Origin of the sequence: Marinomonas sp. CT5, assembly GCF_018336975.1 — a bacterium.
Lineage (GTDB): Bacteria > Pseudomonadota > Gammaproteobacteria > Pseudomonadales > Marinomonadaceae > Marinomonas.
In genome coordinates this window covers 3,020,381-3,037,601 of the sequence record NZ_CP025572.1, presented here as the reverse complement: position 1 = coordinate 3,037,601, position 17,221 = coordinate 3,020,381, and the positions used below count along the sequence as shown (strand labels likewise).

Annotated in this window: 16 protein-coding genes and 1 pseudogene; 7 read left to right on the top strand and 10 right to left on the bottom strand. The window is 43.4% G+C overall.

All coding sequences use genetic code 11. The annotated features are described in order from the left end of the window. Positions 1–47: 47 nt before the first annotated feature. Together C0J08_RS14340 and C0J08_RS14335 are read right to left on the bottom strand one after the other, a co-directional pair. Positions 48–962, bottom strand: coding sequence for a p-hydroxyphenylacetate 3-hydroxylase reductase component (locus C0J08_RS14340; RefSeq protein ID WP_212652619.1), 915 nt, complete (start codon positions 960–962; stop codon positions 48–50). A 66-nt stretch (positions 963–1,028) separates the two neighbouring features. Further along, complete coding sequence (locus C0J08_RS14335; RefSeq protein ID WP_212652618.1) at positions 1,029–2,198, bottom strand: p-hydroxyphenylacetate 3-hydroxylase oxygenase component; 1,170 nt, start codon at positions 2,196–2,198, stop codon at positions 1,029–1,031. Positions 2,199–2,557: 359 nt separating this feature from the next. On the opposite strand from C0J08_RS14335, the gene C0J08_RS14330 reads away from it, so the two are divergent. From C0J08_RS14330 to C0J08_RS22905, 6 genes and pseudogenes are all read left to right on the top strand, one after another. Further along, positions 2,558–3,514: a tripartite tricarboxylate transporter substrate binding protein gene (locus tag C0J08_RS14330; RefSeq protein ID WP_212652617.1), complete on the top strand. Its 957-nt coding sequence runs from the start codon at positions 2,558–2,560 to the stop codon at positions 3,512–3,514. A 50-nt stretch (positions 3,515–3,564) separates the two neighbouring features. Further along, complete coding sequence (locus tag C0J08_RS14325) at positions 3,565–4,923, top strand: aldehyde dehydrogenase family protein (RefSeq protein WP_212652616.1); 1,359 nt, start codon at positions 3,565–3,567, stop codon at positions 4,921–4,923. A gap of 62 nt (positions 4,924–4,985) precedes the next feature. Further along, a complete protein-coding gene (locus C0J08_RS14320) occupies positions 4,986–5,498 on the top strand; it encodes a universal stress protein (protein WP_212652615.1) in 513 nt (170 codons plus the stop codon). After that, positions 5,488–6,015: a hypothetical protein gene (locus C0J08_RS14315; RefSeq protein ID WP_212652614.1), complete on the top strand. Its 528-nt coding sequence runs from the start codon at positions 5,488–5,490 to the stop codon at positions 6,013–6,015. Before C0J08_RS14320 ends, C0J08_RS14315 begins: the two co-directional genes overlap by 11 nt. 9 nt (positions 6,016–6,024) lie before the next feature. Beyond that, complete coding sequence (locus C0J08_RS14310; protein WP_212652613.1) at positions 6,025–7,509, top strand: tripartite tricarboxylate transporter permease; 1,485 nt, start codon at positions 6,025–6,027, stop codon at positions 7,507–7,509. A 472-nt stretch (positions 7,510–7,981) separates the two neighbouring features. After that, positions 7,982–8,680: pseudogene (locus C0J08_RS22905) on the top strand (methyl-accepting chemotaxis protein); the annotation flags it as partial. 39 nt (positions 8,681–8,719) lie between these two features. On the opposite strand, the gene C0J08_RS14300 reads toward C0J08_RS22905, so the two are convergent. The 8 genes from C0J08_RS14300 to C0J08_RS14265 all read right to left on the bottom strand — a co-directional run bounded on the left by C0J08_RS14300 (position 8,720) and on the right by C0J08_RS14265 (position 15,460). Next, the gene (locus C0J08_RS14300; protein WP_212652612.1) at positions 8,720–9,901 is read right to left on the bottom strand and encodes a multidrug effflux MFS transporter; all 1,182 of its coding nucleotides are present in this window, start codon (positions 9,899–9,901) and stop codon (positions 8,720–8,722) included. 27 nt (positions 9,902–9,928) lie between these two features. Next, positions 9,929–10,348: a GlcG/HbpS family heme-binding protein gene (locus C0J08_RS14295; protein ID WP_212652611.1), complete on the bottom strand. Its 420-nt coding sequence runs from the start codon at positions 10,346–10,348 to the stop codon at positions 9,929–9,931. Positions 10,349–10,411: 63 nt separating this feature from the next. After that, positions 10,412–11,314 carry a helix-turn-helix domain-containing protein gene (locus tag C0J08_RS14290; protein ID WP_212652610.1) on the bottom strand — a complete coding sequence of 301 codons (903 nt, stop codon included), beginning with the start codon at positions 11,312–11,314 and terminating at the stop codon, positions 10,412–10,414. 171 nt (positions 11,315–11,485) lie between these two features. Next, positions 11,486–12,292 carry a 4-hydroxy-2-oxoheptanedioate aldolase gene (hpaI, locus tag C0J08_RS14285; RefSeq protein ID WP_212652609.1) on the bottom strand — a complete coding sequence of 269 codons (807 nt, stop codon included), beginning with the start codon at positions 12,290–12,292 and terminating at the stop codon, positions 11,486–11,488. Positions 12,293–12,301: 9 nt separating this feature from the next. Continuing rightward, positions 12,302–13,105 carry a 2-oxo-hept-4-ene-1,7-dioate hydratase gene (gene hpaH, locus C0J08_RS14280; RefSeq protein WP_212652608.1) on the bottom strand — a complete coding sequence of 268 codons (804 nt, stop codon included), beginning with the start codon at positions 13,103–13,105 and terminating at the stop codon, positions 12,302–12,304. An 18-nt stretch (positions 13,106–13,123) separates the two neighbouring features. After that, the gene (locus C0J08_RS14275; RefSeq protein WP_212652607.1) at positions 13,124–13,885 is read right to left on the bottom strand and encodes a fumarylacetoacetate hydrolase family protein; all 762 of its coding nucleotides are present in this window, start codon (positions 13,883–13,885) and stop codon (positions 13,124–13,126) included. A 9-nt stretch (positions 13,886–13,894) separates the two neighbouring features. Then, positions 13,895–14,632, bottom strand: coding sequence for a fumarylacetoacetate hydrolase family protein (locus C0J08_RS14270; RefSeq protein ID WP_212652606.1), 738 nt, complete (start codon positions 14,630–14,632; stop codon positions 13,895–13,897). Positions 14,633–14,707: 75 nt separating this feature from the next. Continuing rightward, positions 14,708–15,460, bottom strand: a complete 753-nt coding sequence (locus C0J08_RS14265) for a response regulator transcription factor (RefSeq protein WP_212652605.1) — start codon at positions 15,458–15,460, stop codon at positions 14,708–14,710. 252 nt (positions 15,461–15,712) lie between these two features. On the opposite strand from C0J08_RS14265, the gene hpaE reads away from it, so the two are divergent. Next, on the top strand, positions 15,713–17,176 hold the full coding sequence (hpaE, locus tag C0J08_RS14260; protein WP_212652604.1) for a 5-carboxymethyl-2-hydroxymuconate semialdehyde dehydrogenase: 1,464 nt from the start codon (positions 15,713–15,715) through the stop codon (positions 17,174–17,176). Positions 17,177–17,221: the final 45 nt, after the last annotated feature.

Below are 17,221 nucleotides of genomic sequence, written 5' to 3'. Positions count from 1 at the left end.
GGGATTTTTTTATGCTTTGGTTTTGCAGGTTTATGAATCGCAGAGAATTAGCTGAGTTGTTTTAGCAATTGTTGCAATTGCTGTTTAAAATTGGCTAATTCATTTTCTTGAAGGTTTGCAAAAATATCGGCTTGTTGCTGATCTGAGATAGCCCATAATCTTTCGGCCATATCATGACCTTTTTCAGTCAGTGCAAGATCACTGTTAATCAAGCCAAAACCTTTCAAGCTTTCAACGCCATCAACCACATCAACGGCTGGAATAGTCACCAGATTACTTAAGTCATCGATGGTGATTCCTGTGGTATCACTTAAGACAAGTAACATACGAGCTTCGCTCGTACTGAGGCCTGTTGCTGACTGTTTTGGTAGATAGTTCTCTTGAACCTTTTGCAGTACTTTGTGCATAAGATAGATAGCGCTGTCGTGTAGACGGGCTAATGTTTTATCCGATGCCACATTTGTAGCGGGAGTTTTGGCGCCAGTGAAAGGAATCGCGCCAGCATAGCTACCTTGAACATAAAGTAAGGGCGCGCGGCCTAAGTTTTCAAAGGCAACCACTTTCCCAATCATGATCCAATGATCGCCACCGTCGACAACTTGGTATTTTTCACACTGGAAATTGGCGGCTGTATTTTGAAGCAGTGGGGCACCGCCAACACCAGATTGTGTTTCAACATTGGCAAATTTATTGTCACTTGGTTTGGCAAAGTTATTGGATAGGTCAATTTGATCCGCCGCTAAAATATTGACAGCGAAATGGTCCGAGTTTTCAAATACAGCATAACTGCTGGATGTTTTAACAATGCTCCACAGTATCAGTGGTGGATCAAGAGACACAGAGTTAAAGCTGTTAGCTGTTACGCCAACTTGTGTCCCATCAGCGGACTCTGCCGTAATAACGGTCACGCCTGTGGCAAAATTGCCAAGGCAGCGACGGAATTCTTTAGGGTCGAAGCTCATAGTATTCTCTCTTATTCTTATGTATTTATTTTGTTTTTAAAGGGATCTGACCCCTTTAAGGTGAGATTAAAGTAGAGTTGGATCTGGCTCTAAGCCCATCACCTCACGGCCGATAATTTGCGCACAAACATCGTAATCGGTATAAGCATGAGCGCCGCACATATGACAATCACGGAAGATTCGTTGTGCTTCTTTGTCGAGTAACCAGTTATTGGCTCCGATTGCATTAAACATGCGATCAACGGCTTCAATACACATTTTAACCGCGTAGGCTTGGTTTGTTCTCCAGTGGGCTAGTGTGTGGCGATCTGGATAGCGATGGGCTTCGGCATGCTCGGCGTGCTCTTCCCATGTTTTTTCTAAAAAGGCGCGAGCTGCAAGAATTTGATGCGTCGATTCCCCTGTGCGAAGGATAGCAGGGATCGCCGCATTCACTTTAGCACCGGTATAAGCGCGTACTCGATTTGCTGTTACCTCTTTGTAAACTTCTAACATTCTTTCTGCCGTGCCAAGCGCCATAGCCGCAAAACCTGATGCGAAGTAAGGGCGGTACGGCGCGTAGAAAATCTTGCTGTCTGGATATAAGCCATAGCCAGCGGATTTACCTTCCATCATGTCTTTGGCTTTTTGGATTCTATGTTCTGGTACAAAGGCGTCTTTGATCTGAAGTGTTTTCGTGCCAGATCCTTTCATTGCCATGGCGTACCAATCGTCGTCAATGGTGTAATCGGACTCAGGAATAACCGCAAAACAATAGTCTTTTGTGCCTTCAGCATTATTTCTTAAAAAGCCCACAATGGCCCATTGTGCGTGGTCACAACCACTACTCCATTTCATATCACCATTAAAAATGATGCCTCCCTCGGTTTCTTCATATTTGCCGAAAGGAGCAATACTACTGCTAGCCATTGCGTCTGGATTGTCTTTCCATACTTCGTCTTGAAGTTGTTTCGGGAACATCGCAATTTGATGGTTATGAGTACAAAGTAAGCTAAATGCCCATGCTGTACTACAGCATGCACCGGCTAATGCTGCAATGCAGTCACCAAACTCTGGTAGGGATATTTCGTAACCACCGTAAGCTTTAGGTAGAAAGGCTTTATGCAATCCTACCTTTTGAAGTAGCTCGATATTTTCAGTAGGGACTTTTCTAAGATCTTCCGCTTTGTCTGCATTACTAGCGATCTCAGGAAGAACTTTTTTTAGCTCTTCTAATAATGGATTCTGACGTTTCATGTGATGTGACCTCTTATTTTTTTTGTATCAAGTTCTTTCAGTATTGGTATTTACGGATTCTTAATGAATGTGTTTTTCAGGCAAAACTTAGGACTTTTCTAGAAAATAAAAAAAGAGAGGTGGTGATGTTATTTACGAAATGTTTAAAAAAGTGGGAAAAAACACTTGAAATTAGTTAACATGTTCACTAATTTTGCACGGGTAGAGTCAAAATATAACGATTAGACAAAGTTATACCTCTCAAAAAAACACCTGCTTAATAGCTAAGTGACAGGAGTAAAAATGTCCCTTTAGGGACATAGAAGGAGTGTGTTGGAGGGTGTAGTTTTGGTCCTAATAACTAAAAAGGAACAATAAAAATGAAAAAACCATTTTCTTTTGCTTTAAAAGCGCTAGCCGCTTCAACTATCGTTATCTCCTCAATGGCAAGCACTGCGAGCTTTGCAGCCGATTACCCAAATCGTCCCGTTAAATTTATCGTTCCATGGCCTCCTGGTGATTTGGAAGATGTGTTGACACGTGTCATCGCGGAAGAGATGTCAAAAGAAACGGGTGTACCCGCTTCGGTAGTGAATAAACCGGGTGGTGGCGGTGTGCTGGGAGCAACAACAGTTGCACAATCGCGTCCAGATGGCAGTGTCATTGGTTCGTTCGTTGTGGATCTAGTAACCAGCCAAGTAGTTGGAGGCAATGCGCCTTATGCTGAAGATGCTTTTGTACCGGTTGGTATTTTTCTAGATTATCCATTTGTGTTGGCTGTTAAATCTGATGCGCCATACAACACATTACCGGAATTGGCTGAGTACGCTAAAACACATGATGTGTCTTTAGGTCACTTTGGCTATGAAGCGACGCCAACGGCGATTACTTTCCAAGCTGCGAAAAAATTAGGCTTTAAGTTTGCCTCTGATTCTGCGTTTGATGCACTGGATTGCTCTGTATTGGCGAATGGTGATGCACAGGTTATCAATACAACGACTCAGCAGATCCTTCCTTGTTTGGATTCAAAAGACGTGAAAGTTTTAACCTCTTTTACCTTCCAACGCTTGTCTATTCTTCCTGACGTTCCAACGCTAAACGAAGAAACGGGCATTTCTCAAACACTTTGGAATGGTCTGTTTGTGAAAAAAGGCACGCCTCAGCCAATTATCGACAAAATTGCATCAATTGCAGAGACCGCTCTTCAGTCATCAGATGTGTTGAAGTTGCAAGAAAATACGGGTGCCAGTGTGTATTGGACAAACGAGAAAAACGCACAAAAGTTAATCGAGCATGATTTTGAAAATGCAAAAAGATTAGCCGCTGAAACTAAGTAACGATTAATTAAACGTATTGTATTGCGCAAAATAAAAATAATGGTGGAAACATGGCTTTAGATATTATTAATCCAGCAACCAAGCAAACTTATAAATCTATTCAGACTTCAACGCTGGATGATGTAAACCATACAGTTGAAAAAGCGAAGGCTGCTTTTGAACAATGGAGTGCGAAATCACACGAAGAGCGTACGGCCGCATTACATAAGGTCGCCAATGCTATAGAGGCTTCAGCCCCTGAGTTAGCTGAAATTATCACATCGGAACAGGGTAAACCGCTGTTTCTTGCTCAGTTTGAAGTGGGCGGAGCTGTCGCTTGGACGCACTACAATGCGGATCTAAAACTGGAGCCTGAAGTGCTGGAAGACAGTGATGAGCGTCGTGTTGAAGTGCATCGTATGCCTGTTGGCGTTGTTGCCTCAATCACCCCTTGGAACTGGCCTTTAATGATCGCTATTTGGCATATCATGCCAGCCCTTCGTGCGGGTAATAGTGTGGTGATTAAACCCTCTTCTTTCACGCCCGTTAATACACTTCGCTTAGTCGAGATTATTAATGAACATACCGTGCCAAACTTGGTGCAGGCTGTGATCGGTGAAAAAGAAGTCGGTGAACCTCTGGTATCACACCCAGATGTGAAAAAAATTGTCTTTACTGGTTCAACAGCCGTCGGTAAACGGATTGCTTCTTTGGTGGCTGGTGACCTTAAAAAGGTGACCTTGGAGCTAGGGGGCAATGACGCCGGTATCGTTTTAGAAAATGCCAATATTGAGAAGATTGCAGAAAAGATTTTCATGACATCTTTTATCAATATGGGTCAAACCTGCGCTTGTTTGAAACGTCTCTATGTCCATCGCTCTAAATACGAAGCGTTATGTGATGCGCTAGTAAAAATAGCCGCCGCGCAAGTGGTGGGTAATGGTATGAATGATGGCGTGACCTTTGGTCCAGTGCAAAACGTTAATCAGTATGAAAAAGTCAAAGCTATGATTGCGGATGCTCGAGAGTCTGGCGCCGAAGTGATTGCGGCCGAGCTGCCAGCGGGTTTGGACGGTTACTTTATTGCTCCGACTATCATCAAAGATCCACAGCACAGTATCGACGTTGTTTGTCATGAACAATTTGGTCCGGTGTTGCCGGTGATTCCTTACGATAATCTCAACGAGGTTATGTCAAAAGCCATTCATAAAGACTTTGCTTTAGGTGGCTCTGTGTGGGGTGAGCCTTGCGCTGAACTGGATTGGGTTGTTGAGCAACTGGATTCAGGAACCGTGTGGGTGAATAACCATGCAGAAGTGCTACCTCATGTCCCATTTGGTGGTAATAAGTCTTCTGGATTGGGCGTCGAGTTTGGTATGGAAGGGTTACTAGAGAACACAGTTCGTAAGGTTGTGAACCGCGCGAAGTAAGTTCTGATACTCAAATATAGCCATCTATTCGAAGTAGATGGCTATATTTTTGGAGTCCAAAAATGCGAAATATTTTATATGCATCTGATTTAGAGCAAGGCAGTCGCGTCGTTTTGCGTGAGGCGTTAGAGCAAGCGGCTTGCTTTGATGGCAAGATCTTTTTCTTGCATGTTTCGGATCAGTTTCACCGTGGTAACGATGACTCTTTCGTAGGGTTCAAATTGAAGAAAGCGCACGATGCGCATTTGGAGTCTTTGAAAGAAGAGTTACGAACTTACATGAAGCAGCGAATTCATAACTTCGTTGGCGAAGAGTTAAGTGATATCGAATTCAATGAAGACGATATCGAAATCGTGGTTCGATTTGGTGATCCCGCTAAAAAGATAGTCGACACCATCAAAGATGTTGAGGCAAACATGGTGGTGATGGGGGACCGTCGTGTGAACGCCTTGTCTCGAATGTTTCTTGGCTCAACCGCACAAAAAGTCATTCACAATTCGAGTGTACCGGTTTTGATTGTGCCTATTTCTAATACGGTTATAGGTAAAAAAGGGGAGGCTAAAAATGGAATATGAACATCGTAAATCCAAGTTGTTTTTCTTGGTCGTCACCATCATTAGTGTCTATCTAATTTTTACTTATCAAAGTCATACCATAGAGATTAAACGTGATCATGGTTGGTATACCGAACCTTATGTCGCGCCTTTATTTGGTTTGGGGATTTTGGCTTTCTTTTCTTTTATCAAACTCATGTTGCTGATTAGGCCGATAGAGGGAGAGAAGGGCTTGCTGGAGAGTTTTGTTGACAGCTTAAGTTCCTACTACATGGTGGTTATAACTGGCGTTCTTTTCTTCATTTATGTCAATGCGATTACGGTCGTTGGTTTTGCCCTATCAACGATGCTTTTTGTCTTGTCTATCGTCTGGCTCAGTCGATTAATGTCGCCAATTTGGGTACTGAACACATTCATTGCTGTGGCGCTGATTATCCTGATTTTTAGAGTTGGGGTGAACATCTGGATTCCAGATGTTGCTTTGTATGAGACCTTATTCAGTGGTCAAACCCTCTGGTTTATGAACAAATATTTATAGAGATTTGCTATGGATTTAATCGCATTAGGTATCCATGAAGTATTTGGTAACGGTGTTATTTGGGCCGTTATTCTCGGTGCCCTTATTGGGGTAACGATTGGCTCGATTCCTGGGTTAGAACCCGCTGGCGTAATGGCTATTTTGCTGCCGTTAACCTTTACCATGGAGCCATTGTTTGGTGTGACTTTATTGTTAGGCGTTTATGGTGGCGCTTGGTACGGTGGGGCTATTCCCGCCATCTTAATGAATACGCCCGGTACACCAGTGGCGGTACTCACCACCTATGATGGCTACCCCATGGCGAAAAGGGGAGAAGGTAAAAAAGCCCTATCGATTGCCTACACGTCTTCATTCTTTGGAGGCATAGTGAGTGTCTTGTCACTGGTGTTTTTTGCACCGACTTTGTCCCAAGTCGCCACCTTATTTGGCAGTGCAGAATTTGCCATGCTGGCTTTGCTTGGGATGGTGTTTGTGGTGTTGGCTCACAACAAATACGCCATAGAAGCCGCTGCCATGATTGGTTTAGGGATGTTTTTAGGCTCGGTCGGCATTGATCGCTCTTTTAATACGCAAGTTTATACGTTTGATCAATCTTGGCTGTTAGCTGGTGTGCCATTAGTACCAGCCGTTATTGGTCTTTTTGCCATGTCTCAAGCCTATGTGCTGATTTCTGCAAAAGGCGGTGATTCATTTAAAACTAAGTTAGAAGGATCTGGCCGTTTTGAAGGTTTTACTGTGCTACTGCGTAATAAGGTAACCGCTGTCCGTTCTGCCTTGTTGGGGGTGGTTATGGGGTTGCTACCAGGTGTTGGCGAGTTTGGCTCACAGTTTTTCTCTTATACTTTGGCGCAGAAGTTTTCTAAGAACCCAGATGAATTTGGTAAAGGGGCAGAAGCCGGTATTGTGGCCTCAGAAACCTCAAACAATGCCGTCACCGCGTCAGTATTGGTGCCTTTGCTAGCCTTTGGTATTCCAGCTGATGCCTTGATGGCGATGCTTTTATCTGTGTTTATGGTGCATAACTACACGCCAGGTCCAAGGCTCTTTACGGAACATCCAGAATTTATTTCGGGTCTGTATGTGGCTCTGTTTGTGATGAATATTTTTATCTTCATCTATTTAACCTTTGCCTCTAGGTTCATTGTCAATATCACGCGAATTCGTGGTCGCTTTATTGGTGCATTGATCTTTGTGCTCGGTTTCTTAGGCGCTTATAGCCAGAATTATCAGTTCACCGATGCGTTTATCGCCCTCGGCTTTTCTGTGATTGGCTATATCATGAAGCGAAACAATATTCCTGCTGTGCCTATTATTTTAGGTTTGGTGTTGGGTCCCGTATTTTTGAATCGTATGCGCCAAGCCCTTGGGGTTTCTAACGGCGATTTTGCCATCTTCCTTGATAGACCTATCGCGTTGACCCTTTTCGCCGTGACTATCCTATCTATCCTCGTATTTACTTACAGCAAAATTGGAGAAAAACGTCGAGCTGTTTGATTCAGGTGTAATGTTAGGGCCTTAGTTTAGGCTCTAACATTTTGGAGTAATTATGTTTGGTACGAAACGAACGCAGAAATTCGAAGAACAAAAAAACGTTATTGCCTTATTAGAAAGCCAAAATCAGCAACTTCAGTCTCAGGTAGACGGACAAGACCAACAGATAGCTTTATTGGAAGAAGAATTATCGTTACTGAAAAAAAACTCATCTGATTCTAGTTTTACAAATAATTTAGTCAGTGGAATAAGTGGGGATTTAGTGCCCATTTCTCGGATAGTGAATTTAGTGTCTGAAGAGCTATTTGAGCCAATGAGTAAGGTTGAAGAGGTAAAAAGCGAAAACCTAAAAAGCAATCTAGAACTGAAAAAGCTTTGTGATGCCACCAAGCTTATGTCGGAAGACGCAAAAAAAAGTTTGTCTGAAGTACTTACTCTTAGGAGTTTGGCCGCTGAGATAGATGGTTTTGCAGAAGTCATTAATAAAATCTCTGAGCAAACGAATTTGTTAGCGCTGAATGCGGCTATTGAAGCGGCTCGTGCTGGTGAGCATGGACGAGGCTTTGCTGTGGTGGCGGATGAAGTCAGAGGACTCGCCAGTCGAGCGCGAGAATCCAGTGATGAGATTTCGACATTGGTGCAGCGCATTCAAACCACCACTGCCGAAGTGGATCGACGTATTAAGGCTTTAAACGAAGAAATTACTTCACATCATGATCACTCTTTAAATATCCAATTAAGCTTAAGTGAAACCAGTCAATCATCGGAGCACATTATTTCTTCCGCTTATAAAGCGATGCTTTATGGTCATACTTCATCGTCTTTGCTTGAATTAGTGAATAGCAAAAATGCTTGGGTATCATGCTGGCTAAACGAAGAGAAGGTTAGTCAAGATGAGTTAGACCTTTCTAAAACGGCTTTTGCTGATTGGTATTTGCATGGGGAAGACGATGATTTTGGTTATCGTAGTGAAGAAAGCTTTAAAACGATACGCACACCACTGTTTTCTTTGTTTGAGTCGGGACAAAAGCTGCTCCATGAAATCCCCCGACATGATCAGGCAAATGCAGAATCTTTGATCAATACAATGAATCGAAATATCAAAGACATAGAGGTTAGATTGGCGAACGTTCAGAGTTATCTTCTAAATAGTATTGCTCATATTGATGACTAAGCTGTTTGTATAGAGTACTTGGATAAACTCTTAAAAGGATTATCTATTTATCCGAGTACTCAGGTAGAAGGTTGTGCAAAGTGTGCCGCAGCAGGCCATCATAATGAGTAGACTGTTTGGCGAGCCATCGAATACTAAGCTGGCTAGATAACTGATGAAACTTCCCACTGCAAATTGAGTGGCCACCAATAACCCCGAAACCGTCCCCGCTTTTTCTGGTAATTGCTCAAATAATGTCGCTAAGCTGTTGGCGCCAATGGCTCCTGTCACGCTGATATACATCATGGTGGTGATCACAAATAGAACCATGGATGTGTTGCCCAAACCAATCATTCCCCAAATCAATAAGGTCGCGGTAAAAGAGACGCCAATCGCAACATTTAATGCGAGACCAACGTTATAGCGTTTACTCAAATAAGAGTTGAGCAAGGTAGCGATAATAATGGCGAAAATATTGGCGGAGAATAGAAGCGCATAATAGGTTTCTGAAAGCTGAAAGTATTTGATATAGACAAAGGCTGATGTTGCAATAAAGGCAAACATACCAGCAAAGGAAAACGCATTGGCCAGTACGTATTGAACTAATAACGGGGCGCTTAGGCAGTCGATATAGTTGTTAGCGTAATGGCTGAAACTGGGCTTAACGGTCGGGCTGGATTTTTCTGCGTTAGGTAATAATAAGGTACTGCCAATAAAGGCAAGCGTAGAGAATAAAGCAAGAAAGTAGAAGATCCAGCGCCACTCAAAATAGCTGACAATATAGGCACCCAAGATTGGCGATATCAGCATGACCATCATGGAGATGACATGCATGTGTGACAAAATATTGGCGGCTCTTTTGAGTTCGTATAAATCACGCACTAAGGCTCTAGCAAGCACCGCCGCGGCCGCTCCCCCTAGAGATTGTAAGAATCGAAACAGAATCAGACTCTCGCCCGTTGGCGCGAGAGCACAGCCAATACTGCTTATAAAATAAAAACCGATGCCGATCAGCAGCAAGCGCTTTCTGCCCATCATATCGGATAAAGGCCCAAAGATGAGCATGCCGATTGCCATGCCGAGTAAAAAGACCGTAATCGTTGTTTGTATAAGCTGATCGCTGCTATTTAAGCTCTTCGCTATGGTGGGCAGGCTTGGCAAATACATATCGATAGAAAGCGGCCCAAATGCGACCAGAAAGCCCAGTAATGGAATGGTGAGTTTGCTTAAAGCGGAAGACATGAACGCTCCTTTTTCAATATGCGGCTTTTATGACAGGCTGTTGATGGCCTTGGTTGCGCAATCAATATCTTGTTGTTCGCTACCGCCTGAAATGCCAATAGCACCCACCACAACCCCTTCCACTTCAATCGGTAAACCACCACCCAAAAAGGTAAAGTTTGGCTCACTTTGTAAAGCAAATAAGGTGTTGTTTCTGTCAGCCAGCTTGCTTTGCCATTCTTTTGTGGGGATGCCAAAAGAAGCCGCGGTAAGGGCTTTTTTATGGGAGACACCTTGGGAAATAAGGGGGGCATTATTCATAGAGGCACTGGCAAGCTGCTGACCTGAAGTCGTAACGACCGTGATGCAGATGTTGATACCACGTTGTTCTGCATGGTCGATTGCCGTGCTGCATAAGGCCAGCGCGGCCCGTGTGGTTAACTCTTTTTTGTTGGTAGTGTGAGACATATTGCTCCCCCGTATCTATTTAACTTGTTAACTATGTTTTGATGAAAAAACAGCTAGATCACGTTATTCCTCGTTACGGTAGTGTTTGCGAAAATCCGAAGGACTCATCCCCGTCTTTTTTAAGAAGAATCGTGAGAAATACGAAGGGTCGATATAGCCCAAGGTATAAGCGATTTCAGTTAGGTTTTTATTGGTATGGGACAATAAGCGTTTGGCTTCGAGAAGAATCCGGCCATTTATCATTTTTTTGGGGCTTAGCTTGGTGATTTTGTTGCACAAATAATTCAGTCTACTTTCATTGATTTGAAGCGCTTCGCAATAAAACTGAATGGTTTTTTCGGTTAAAAAGTGACGTTCCAGTAGGGTGCTAAATTCTCTAAAACAGAGAATTTCGGATTGGTTATGTTGTTTTTGTGGCTGCTCCGTCCCGGAAAGTCTGAGCATGCTGATCAAAATTAACTTCACAATGGCTTCAATGCTGTCGTGTTGATACAAGGAAGAGCGGCTCCATTCTAGCTTGAGCATTTCAAAAAGGTTTAGTAGCTGTTCCCAGTGTTGTTGCTCAGGTTGTAGGTCTTTTTGTTGATCGATGTGAAATGGCATTAATAGCGAATTGTGGTGACTGTAGGCATTAAGCTCTGCCATGATTTTTTGTAAGTGGGTATTGTGAATGGTAATGACATAGCCAGGTGCAGTCGGCTCGGTTAGAAACGCATGTGGCGTGGCTGGAGGGGTATAAAAGGCTGCGCAATCTTGGGTTTCATAAACATTTTGATCAATATTGAATAGCGTTTTGCCAGATCGAATCAGGTGTATTTGGCAATACTCTGCGTGGAGGTGCATGGGCATATCGCGCCCAAAAAAGTCCGCCATTTTTCCAAGTACATCAAAATGGATTGTGGCGTCTTTATAAGCGACGTCATAATCTTGGCCGATCGTGATGTTGGGGATCCACTCTTTTTTCATGGCATTGGTTTCTTTGTGGTTAATATTATTTTTTTAAAAGTATGACATAGAAATCGAAAAAAAATCCCAGTGGCATGAATAATCATGACACTGGGTAAAGTAAGGGCGATCAAAGATCACATATCTAAACTAGCTGGGAAGATATTACTTAGTTTAGATCACATCCAGTATTCAATAGACGGATACTGATGTTTCTTCATGGCAATGCGGTTCAGGTTTGAACTCATTCACCAAAGCCTTCGTACTGTTCATTAGCAGACCCGTATCACTGCCTACCGCGACAAATAATGCGCCAAGCGATAAATAGTGCTTCGCTTGTTTTTTGTCCGCCATAAGAATGCCTGGTGCTTTACCCGCTGCAACGATTTTTGCAATACTTTGTTCAATGACTTTAACGACTTCTGGGTGGTTAGGCTGCCCAATGTATCCAAGGGAAGCGCTTAGGTCCGCCGGTCCAATAAAGACGCCATCCACCCCATCAACAGCAAGAATGTTATCTAACTCTTTGACGGCTTGTAGGGACTCGATTTGAACCAATACACAAATCTCGTCATTGGCGGTGGTCAAATAATCAGGCGTTCGGTTGAACTGAGACGCTCGTGCCAATGCACTGCCAACACCACGGATGCCAGCGGGTGGATAGCGTGTTGCTTTGACTATTTCCAATGCTTGCGCCGCGTTGTCGACCATAGGAGCCAATATGGTTTGTACTCCAAGGTCTAATATTTGTTTAAGTGCCACATGGTCAGCCCATGCAGGGCGAACGATTGGATGGCTAGCAAAAGGCGCGATTGCTTGCAGTTGTCCCACCATAGTTTGCAGGGTATTTGGCGCATGTTCTCCATCGATCAATAGCCAATCAAATCCTGCACTCGCAATCAGTTCAGCGGTGTAGTTATTTGCTAAACCAAGCCACAGACCAATCTGAGGTTGGCGGTTTTGTAGCGCAGCTTTAAATGTATTTTTAGGAGCAGCCATGTCAATTTCCTAAGCAAAGTGGCAAGACACAGAACCAAGAGGGCCGTAATCTACGGTGAAAGTATCCCCTTTACGTGCTGCTATTGGGCGAGTAAAAGAGCCACCAAGAATGATCTGACCAGGTTCAAGGGCAACATTAAATGGGGCTAATTTATTGGCTAACCATGCGACCCCATTGGCTGGATGGTTCAGTACACCAGCGGCGACGCCTGTTTCTTCAATAATGCCGTTTCGTTGCATAATGGCGGATGCCCAACGTAAATCCATTTCATCTATTTTGATCGGGCGGCCACCTAAAATAATCGCAGCGTTGGCGGCGTTATCAGCAATGGTGTCGAAGACTTTGCGAGGACGTTTGCTTTCTGGGTCGATAGATTGACTGCGTGCATCAATCAGTTCAAGCGCAGGAATGACGTAATCTGTGGCGTTATAAACATCAAAGATGGTGCAGTTAGGGCCTTTCAGAGGTTTCTTTAGAATGAAAGCCAATTCCACTTCAATGCGTGGCACAATGAATTTGTCGGTTTCAATCTCGCAGCCATCGTAATACAGCATGTCATCAAGCAGTGTGCCGTAATCTGGTTCATCAATTTGTGAACTCATTTGCATCGCGCGCGAAGTTAGACCAATTTTGTGACCAATAACTTTGCGGCCTTCATTGAGCTTCATTTGTACCCATTCTCGTTGAATAGCATAGGCATCATCAAAAGTGATATCTGGGTAATCTAATGAAATTTGACGAATTTGAACGCGCTCTTTTTCCGCCTGATTCAGCTTGTTGGCGCAAGCTGTGATAATGTCTTTTGAAAGCATGTCGTCACCCTTAATTATTTAAATTGTTTTTAGGTATTCAGATTCAGAAATAATGGTGTTTTTCAGAACGCCTACACCTTTGACTTCTGTGGTAACCACATCACCAGGTTTTACATCGGCTAAACCTTCTGGCGTTCCGGTAAAAATCATATCCCCTGGGGTTAATGTCATAATCTCGCTCAAGTAAGCGATCAAATGTGGGATGTTAAACACTAAATCCTTGGTGTTGCCTTCTTGCTTCAATTCGCCATTTATATAAGTGCGAAGCACCAGATTGTGTGGATCTTTAATGTCTTTGGCATCCACAATATAGGGGCCAATTGGTGTACAAGTATCGCGGCTTTTTACTCTTAGATTAGGGCGGTAGTAATTTTCTAGATAATCTCGAATGGCGTAGTCATTTCCTACTGTGTAACCACCGACATAGTCCATCGCGTCCTCTATTGAGACGTTTTTCGCTTCTTTGCCGATAACCACTACCAATTCACATTCATAGTGCATGTAATCCACGTTATCTGGACGGTAGGTTTGTTGATCGTGACCAATAAGAGAGTTTTTGTTCTTCAAAAAAACCAAAGGCTCGTCTGGTGCTTTAAAAGACAATTCGGCAGCGTGGTCAGCGTAGTTAATCGCTAAAACAAACATTTTGCCTTCGCAGGGTGGTAACCAAGTGAAGGAGCCTTCTTCAAGAATTTTGCCTTGTTGAGTCACAACTTGGTCTTGATCGTTCACTGTGACAGCGAGTGTTTCATTGTTAAAAAGTATACGGGCGCTTTTCATGACTGTTTCCTATTCTTGTTCCACTGGGTTGACTAGGCGGCCGATGCCTTCGATGTCGATCATGACATTGTCACCGGGTTTAATGGCTAAATCGGCCGTGCGTTCCGGCGTACCTGCGATGATGATGTCTCCAGCTTCTAGCGTCATGAAACTGCTGATGTAGCTTATTACTTCTTCTACTGAGTAAATCAGTTGATCGGTATTGGTTTCGTGCACTAATGCATCATTAATGAATGTTTTGATGCTTAACTTATTTGGCGTACTGACTGCGTTTTTGTCGACTGTCCATGGGCCAATCGGACAAAAAGTATCACGGCATTTTGCTTTTACAGCGGGGCGATAAAAGGAGGTTTCCGCTAAGCTCACTTCGTTTACAACGGTAAAACCCGCTACGCAATCTAAGGCGTTGCTAGCATCAACACGTGTGGCTTTTTTACCAATCACGATACCCAAGGATGGACCGGCAAAAACCGCCCCTTTATTGCTTGGTAGCTTGATACTCTTGCCATAGCCGATGTGTGTATTATCGGTTTTGATGTGTAATACAGGGGTTTTAGGCGGTTGGACGTGTGGCTTTTCGTTAAAGGCTTTTTCTAATGATTTTGCCAAGGCTTTGTTGTTCAAAGCGACGCCAATCACATTGCCAGAGGTGGGCGGGAGTATGGTGTCGTCTAACTTGATTTCAAAGCTGGCATTCGCAGTTTTCGATACCACTTCATTTGATTCTTTTTGTCTGTAATGAAACATTTTCTTCTTACCAAATGTAGTTAACATGTTAACTATAGTTTCGTAAAAAACATTCCTTGTCAATACACGTCTGTTTTATTGGATGAATTTTCTGAATAGTTCCGCTTGGGATTTGATGCTGAGTTTGCGGTAAATATTTTTGCGATGATTCTTGATGGTTCCTTCCGAAACAAAACATTTTTCAGCAATAGCGGCAGAGGATAAACCGGTCAGAATCAGTTCTACGATTTCTTTTTCTCGCTTGGTGAGCTGATGGTATTTAAACAGATGGCTACGGTTATTTATGTTTTCTAGATTAATGGCTTGGTTGGCTTGTAACGCATTTCCAACACGCTCATGGGTCAATATAGCGGCTTTGATAGCATTGATGCACGGAATCAGTTCACGGTTGACCGCTTGAATGGAAGCGCCATTGTCTTTCGTTGAGTAGACGATGCAAATTTTAGTGTCATCGCTTGTGCCGACAACTATGTTGGTTTCATTGCACCAATCTAATCGTTGATAAAATGTATCGTAATAAGCGGAATTGCGAAAATCATCATTGACTAGGCTATCTAACGTAAAAAGCTCTTTTTGATCTTGGTTACCGCAAATCATGTCATAGACAGGATCGAGCAAGTACGCCGATTCGCAATACACCTCATCAATTTCAGACAGTTCGTTTCCACTTAAGAAAACAGGGTGATTGGCTTTCGAGTAGCTAACAATTCTGATGTTAGAGATAGGATCTAACGCGTTGATTGAATAGGCAACTTGGTCATAGAAATGGCGCTGACCAATACCATTGATAAGAGAAGGCAAGGTGTCATAAAGACTTGTGTTTAGCATGTTATGCGCTCCCGTTTATTGTCAATTATTTGATAGGGCACTGGTGGGGATAATTCCACATCTGCACTAAAAGTCAATTGCTGCAAAAAATATTCCACATATTTCTATCGCTATTTTTTTCGATTAAATGCATTTCAATATTGATATGTGTGCTTGACATACTACACATGTTAAGTTTAATTTATTTAACATGTTAACTAAATCGATGTCGAGACATTCTCGTTCGGTTCCTTATCAGAAGAGAGAAGAAAAATGATTAAGAACTTGATAAACGGCAAATGGGTTGAGAGCAAAGAGACTTTTCAGACTGTTAATCCAGCCACAGGCGAAGTATTAGCTGAAGTGGCTCACGCATCCGATGAACAGGTGGCTGAAGCGGTCCAAGCCGCAAAAGACGCTTTTCCAGCATGGGCGGCGATGCCGATAGCAAAGCGCTCTAAAATTATCGAAAAATTGGGTGACCTAATCGCTGAGAATGTGGACGAAATCGCCCGTCTTGAAACGGCCGATACAGGTTTGCCGCTGTATCAAACATTGAATGCCTTGATTCCTCGTTCATCCAATAACTTTTATTTCTTTGCTGAGAAATCAAGACAAATGAATGGTCATACCTACCCAGTGGATGACCAAATGTTGAACTACACCTTGTATCAACCAACGGGGGTGTGTGCGCTAATTTCTCCATGGAACGTACCTTTCATGACGGGTACATGGAAAACGGCTCCAGCGTTAGCCTTGGGTAACACTGTGGTGATGAAACAGTCTGAGTTGTCACCGCTAACGACTGATTTTTTAGGTCGCTTGTCTATTGAAGCTGGTGTACCACCGGGTGTGTTTAACATCGTACATGGGTTTGGTGCGACAACCGGTAATGCCATCATTACCAATGATGATGTCGATGCCATTTCGTTTACCGGTGGTACATCCACAGGTAAACACATTATTGCCAACGCAGGTCTTAAAAAATTCTCTATGGAGCTGGGCGGTAAATCGCCAGTGATGATTTTCGAAGATTGTGACTACGAGCGTGCCATGGATGCGGCTGTATTCGGTATCTTTTCAATCAATGGCGAGCGCTGTACTGCGGGTTCTCGTATCTTCGTACAAAAAGGCATTTACGATAAATTCGCTACCGAATTCGCTGAGCGCGCTAGCAAAATCAGAGTGGGTGATCCTAGTGATCTGAATACGCAAGTGGGCTCATTGATCAGCCAACAGCATTTCGACAAAGTAACGGGTTACATTCGTATTGGTATTGAAGAGGGAGCAACCTTAATTGCCGGTGGTCCTGATAAGCCGGTTGATGAATTGCCAGATCATCTAAAAGGTGGTCATTTTGTTCGTCCTACGGTTTTCCGTGATGTCACCAACGACATGCGCATTGCTCAAGAAGAAATCTTTGGCCCTGTGGCTGTATTGATTCCTTTCGAAGACGAAGCCGATGTGGTTGCCATGGCCAATGACAATGAATACGGCTTGGCGTCTTATCTATGGACTCAAGATGTCAGCAAAGTTCACCGCATTGCACAGCAAGTCGATGCCGGCATGATGTTTGTTAACTCACAAAACGTACGTGATCTTCGTACTCCATTCGGCGGTAAGAAAGCCTCAGGTACTGGCCGTGAAGGTGGGGATTACAGCTTCGAAGTGTTCTGTGAACCTAAGAATGTATGCATCAGCATGGGTTCTCATCATATCCCTAAATGGGGCGTTTAGTTTAAACCTTGGCGAGGGCGTTATGCCCTCGCGTTTGTCGGAGCA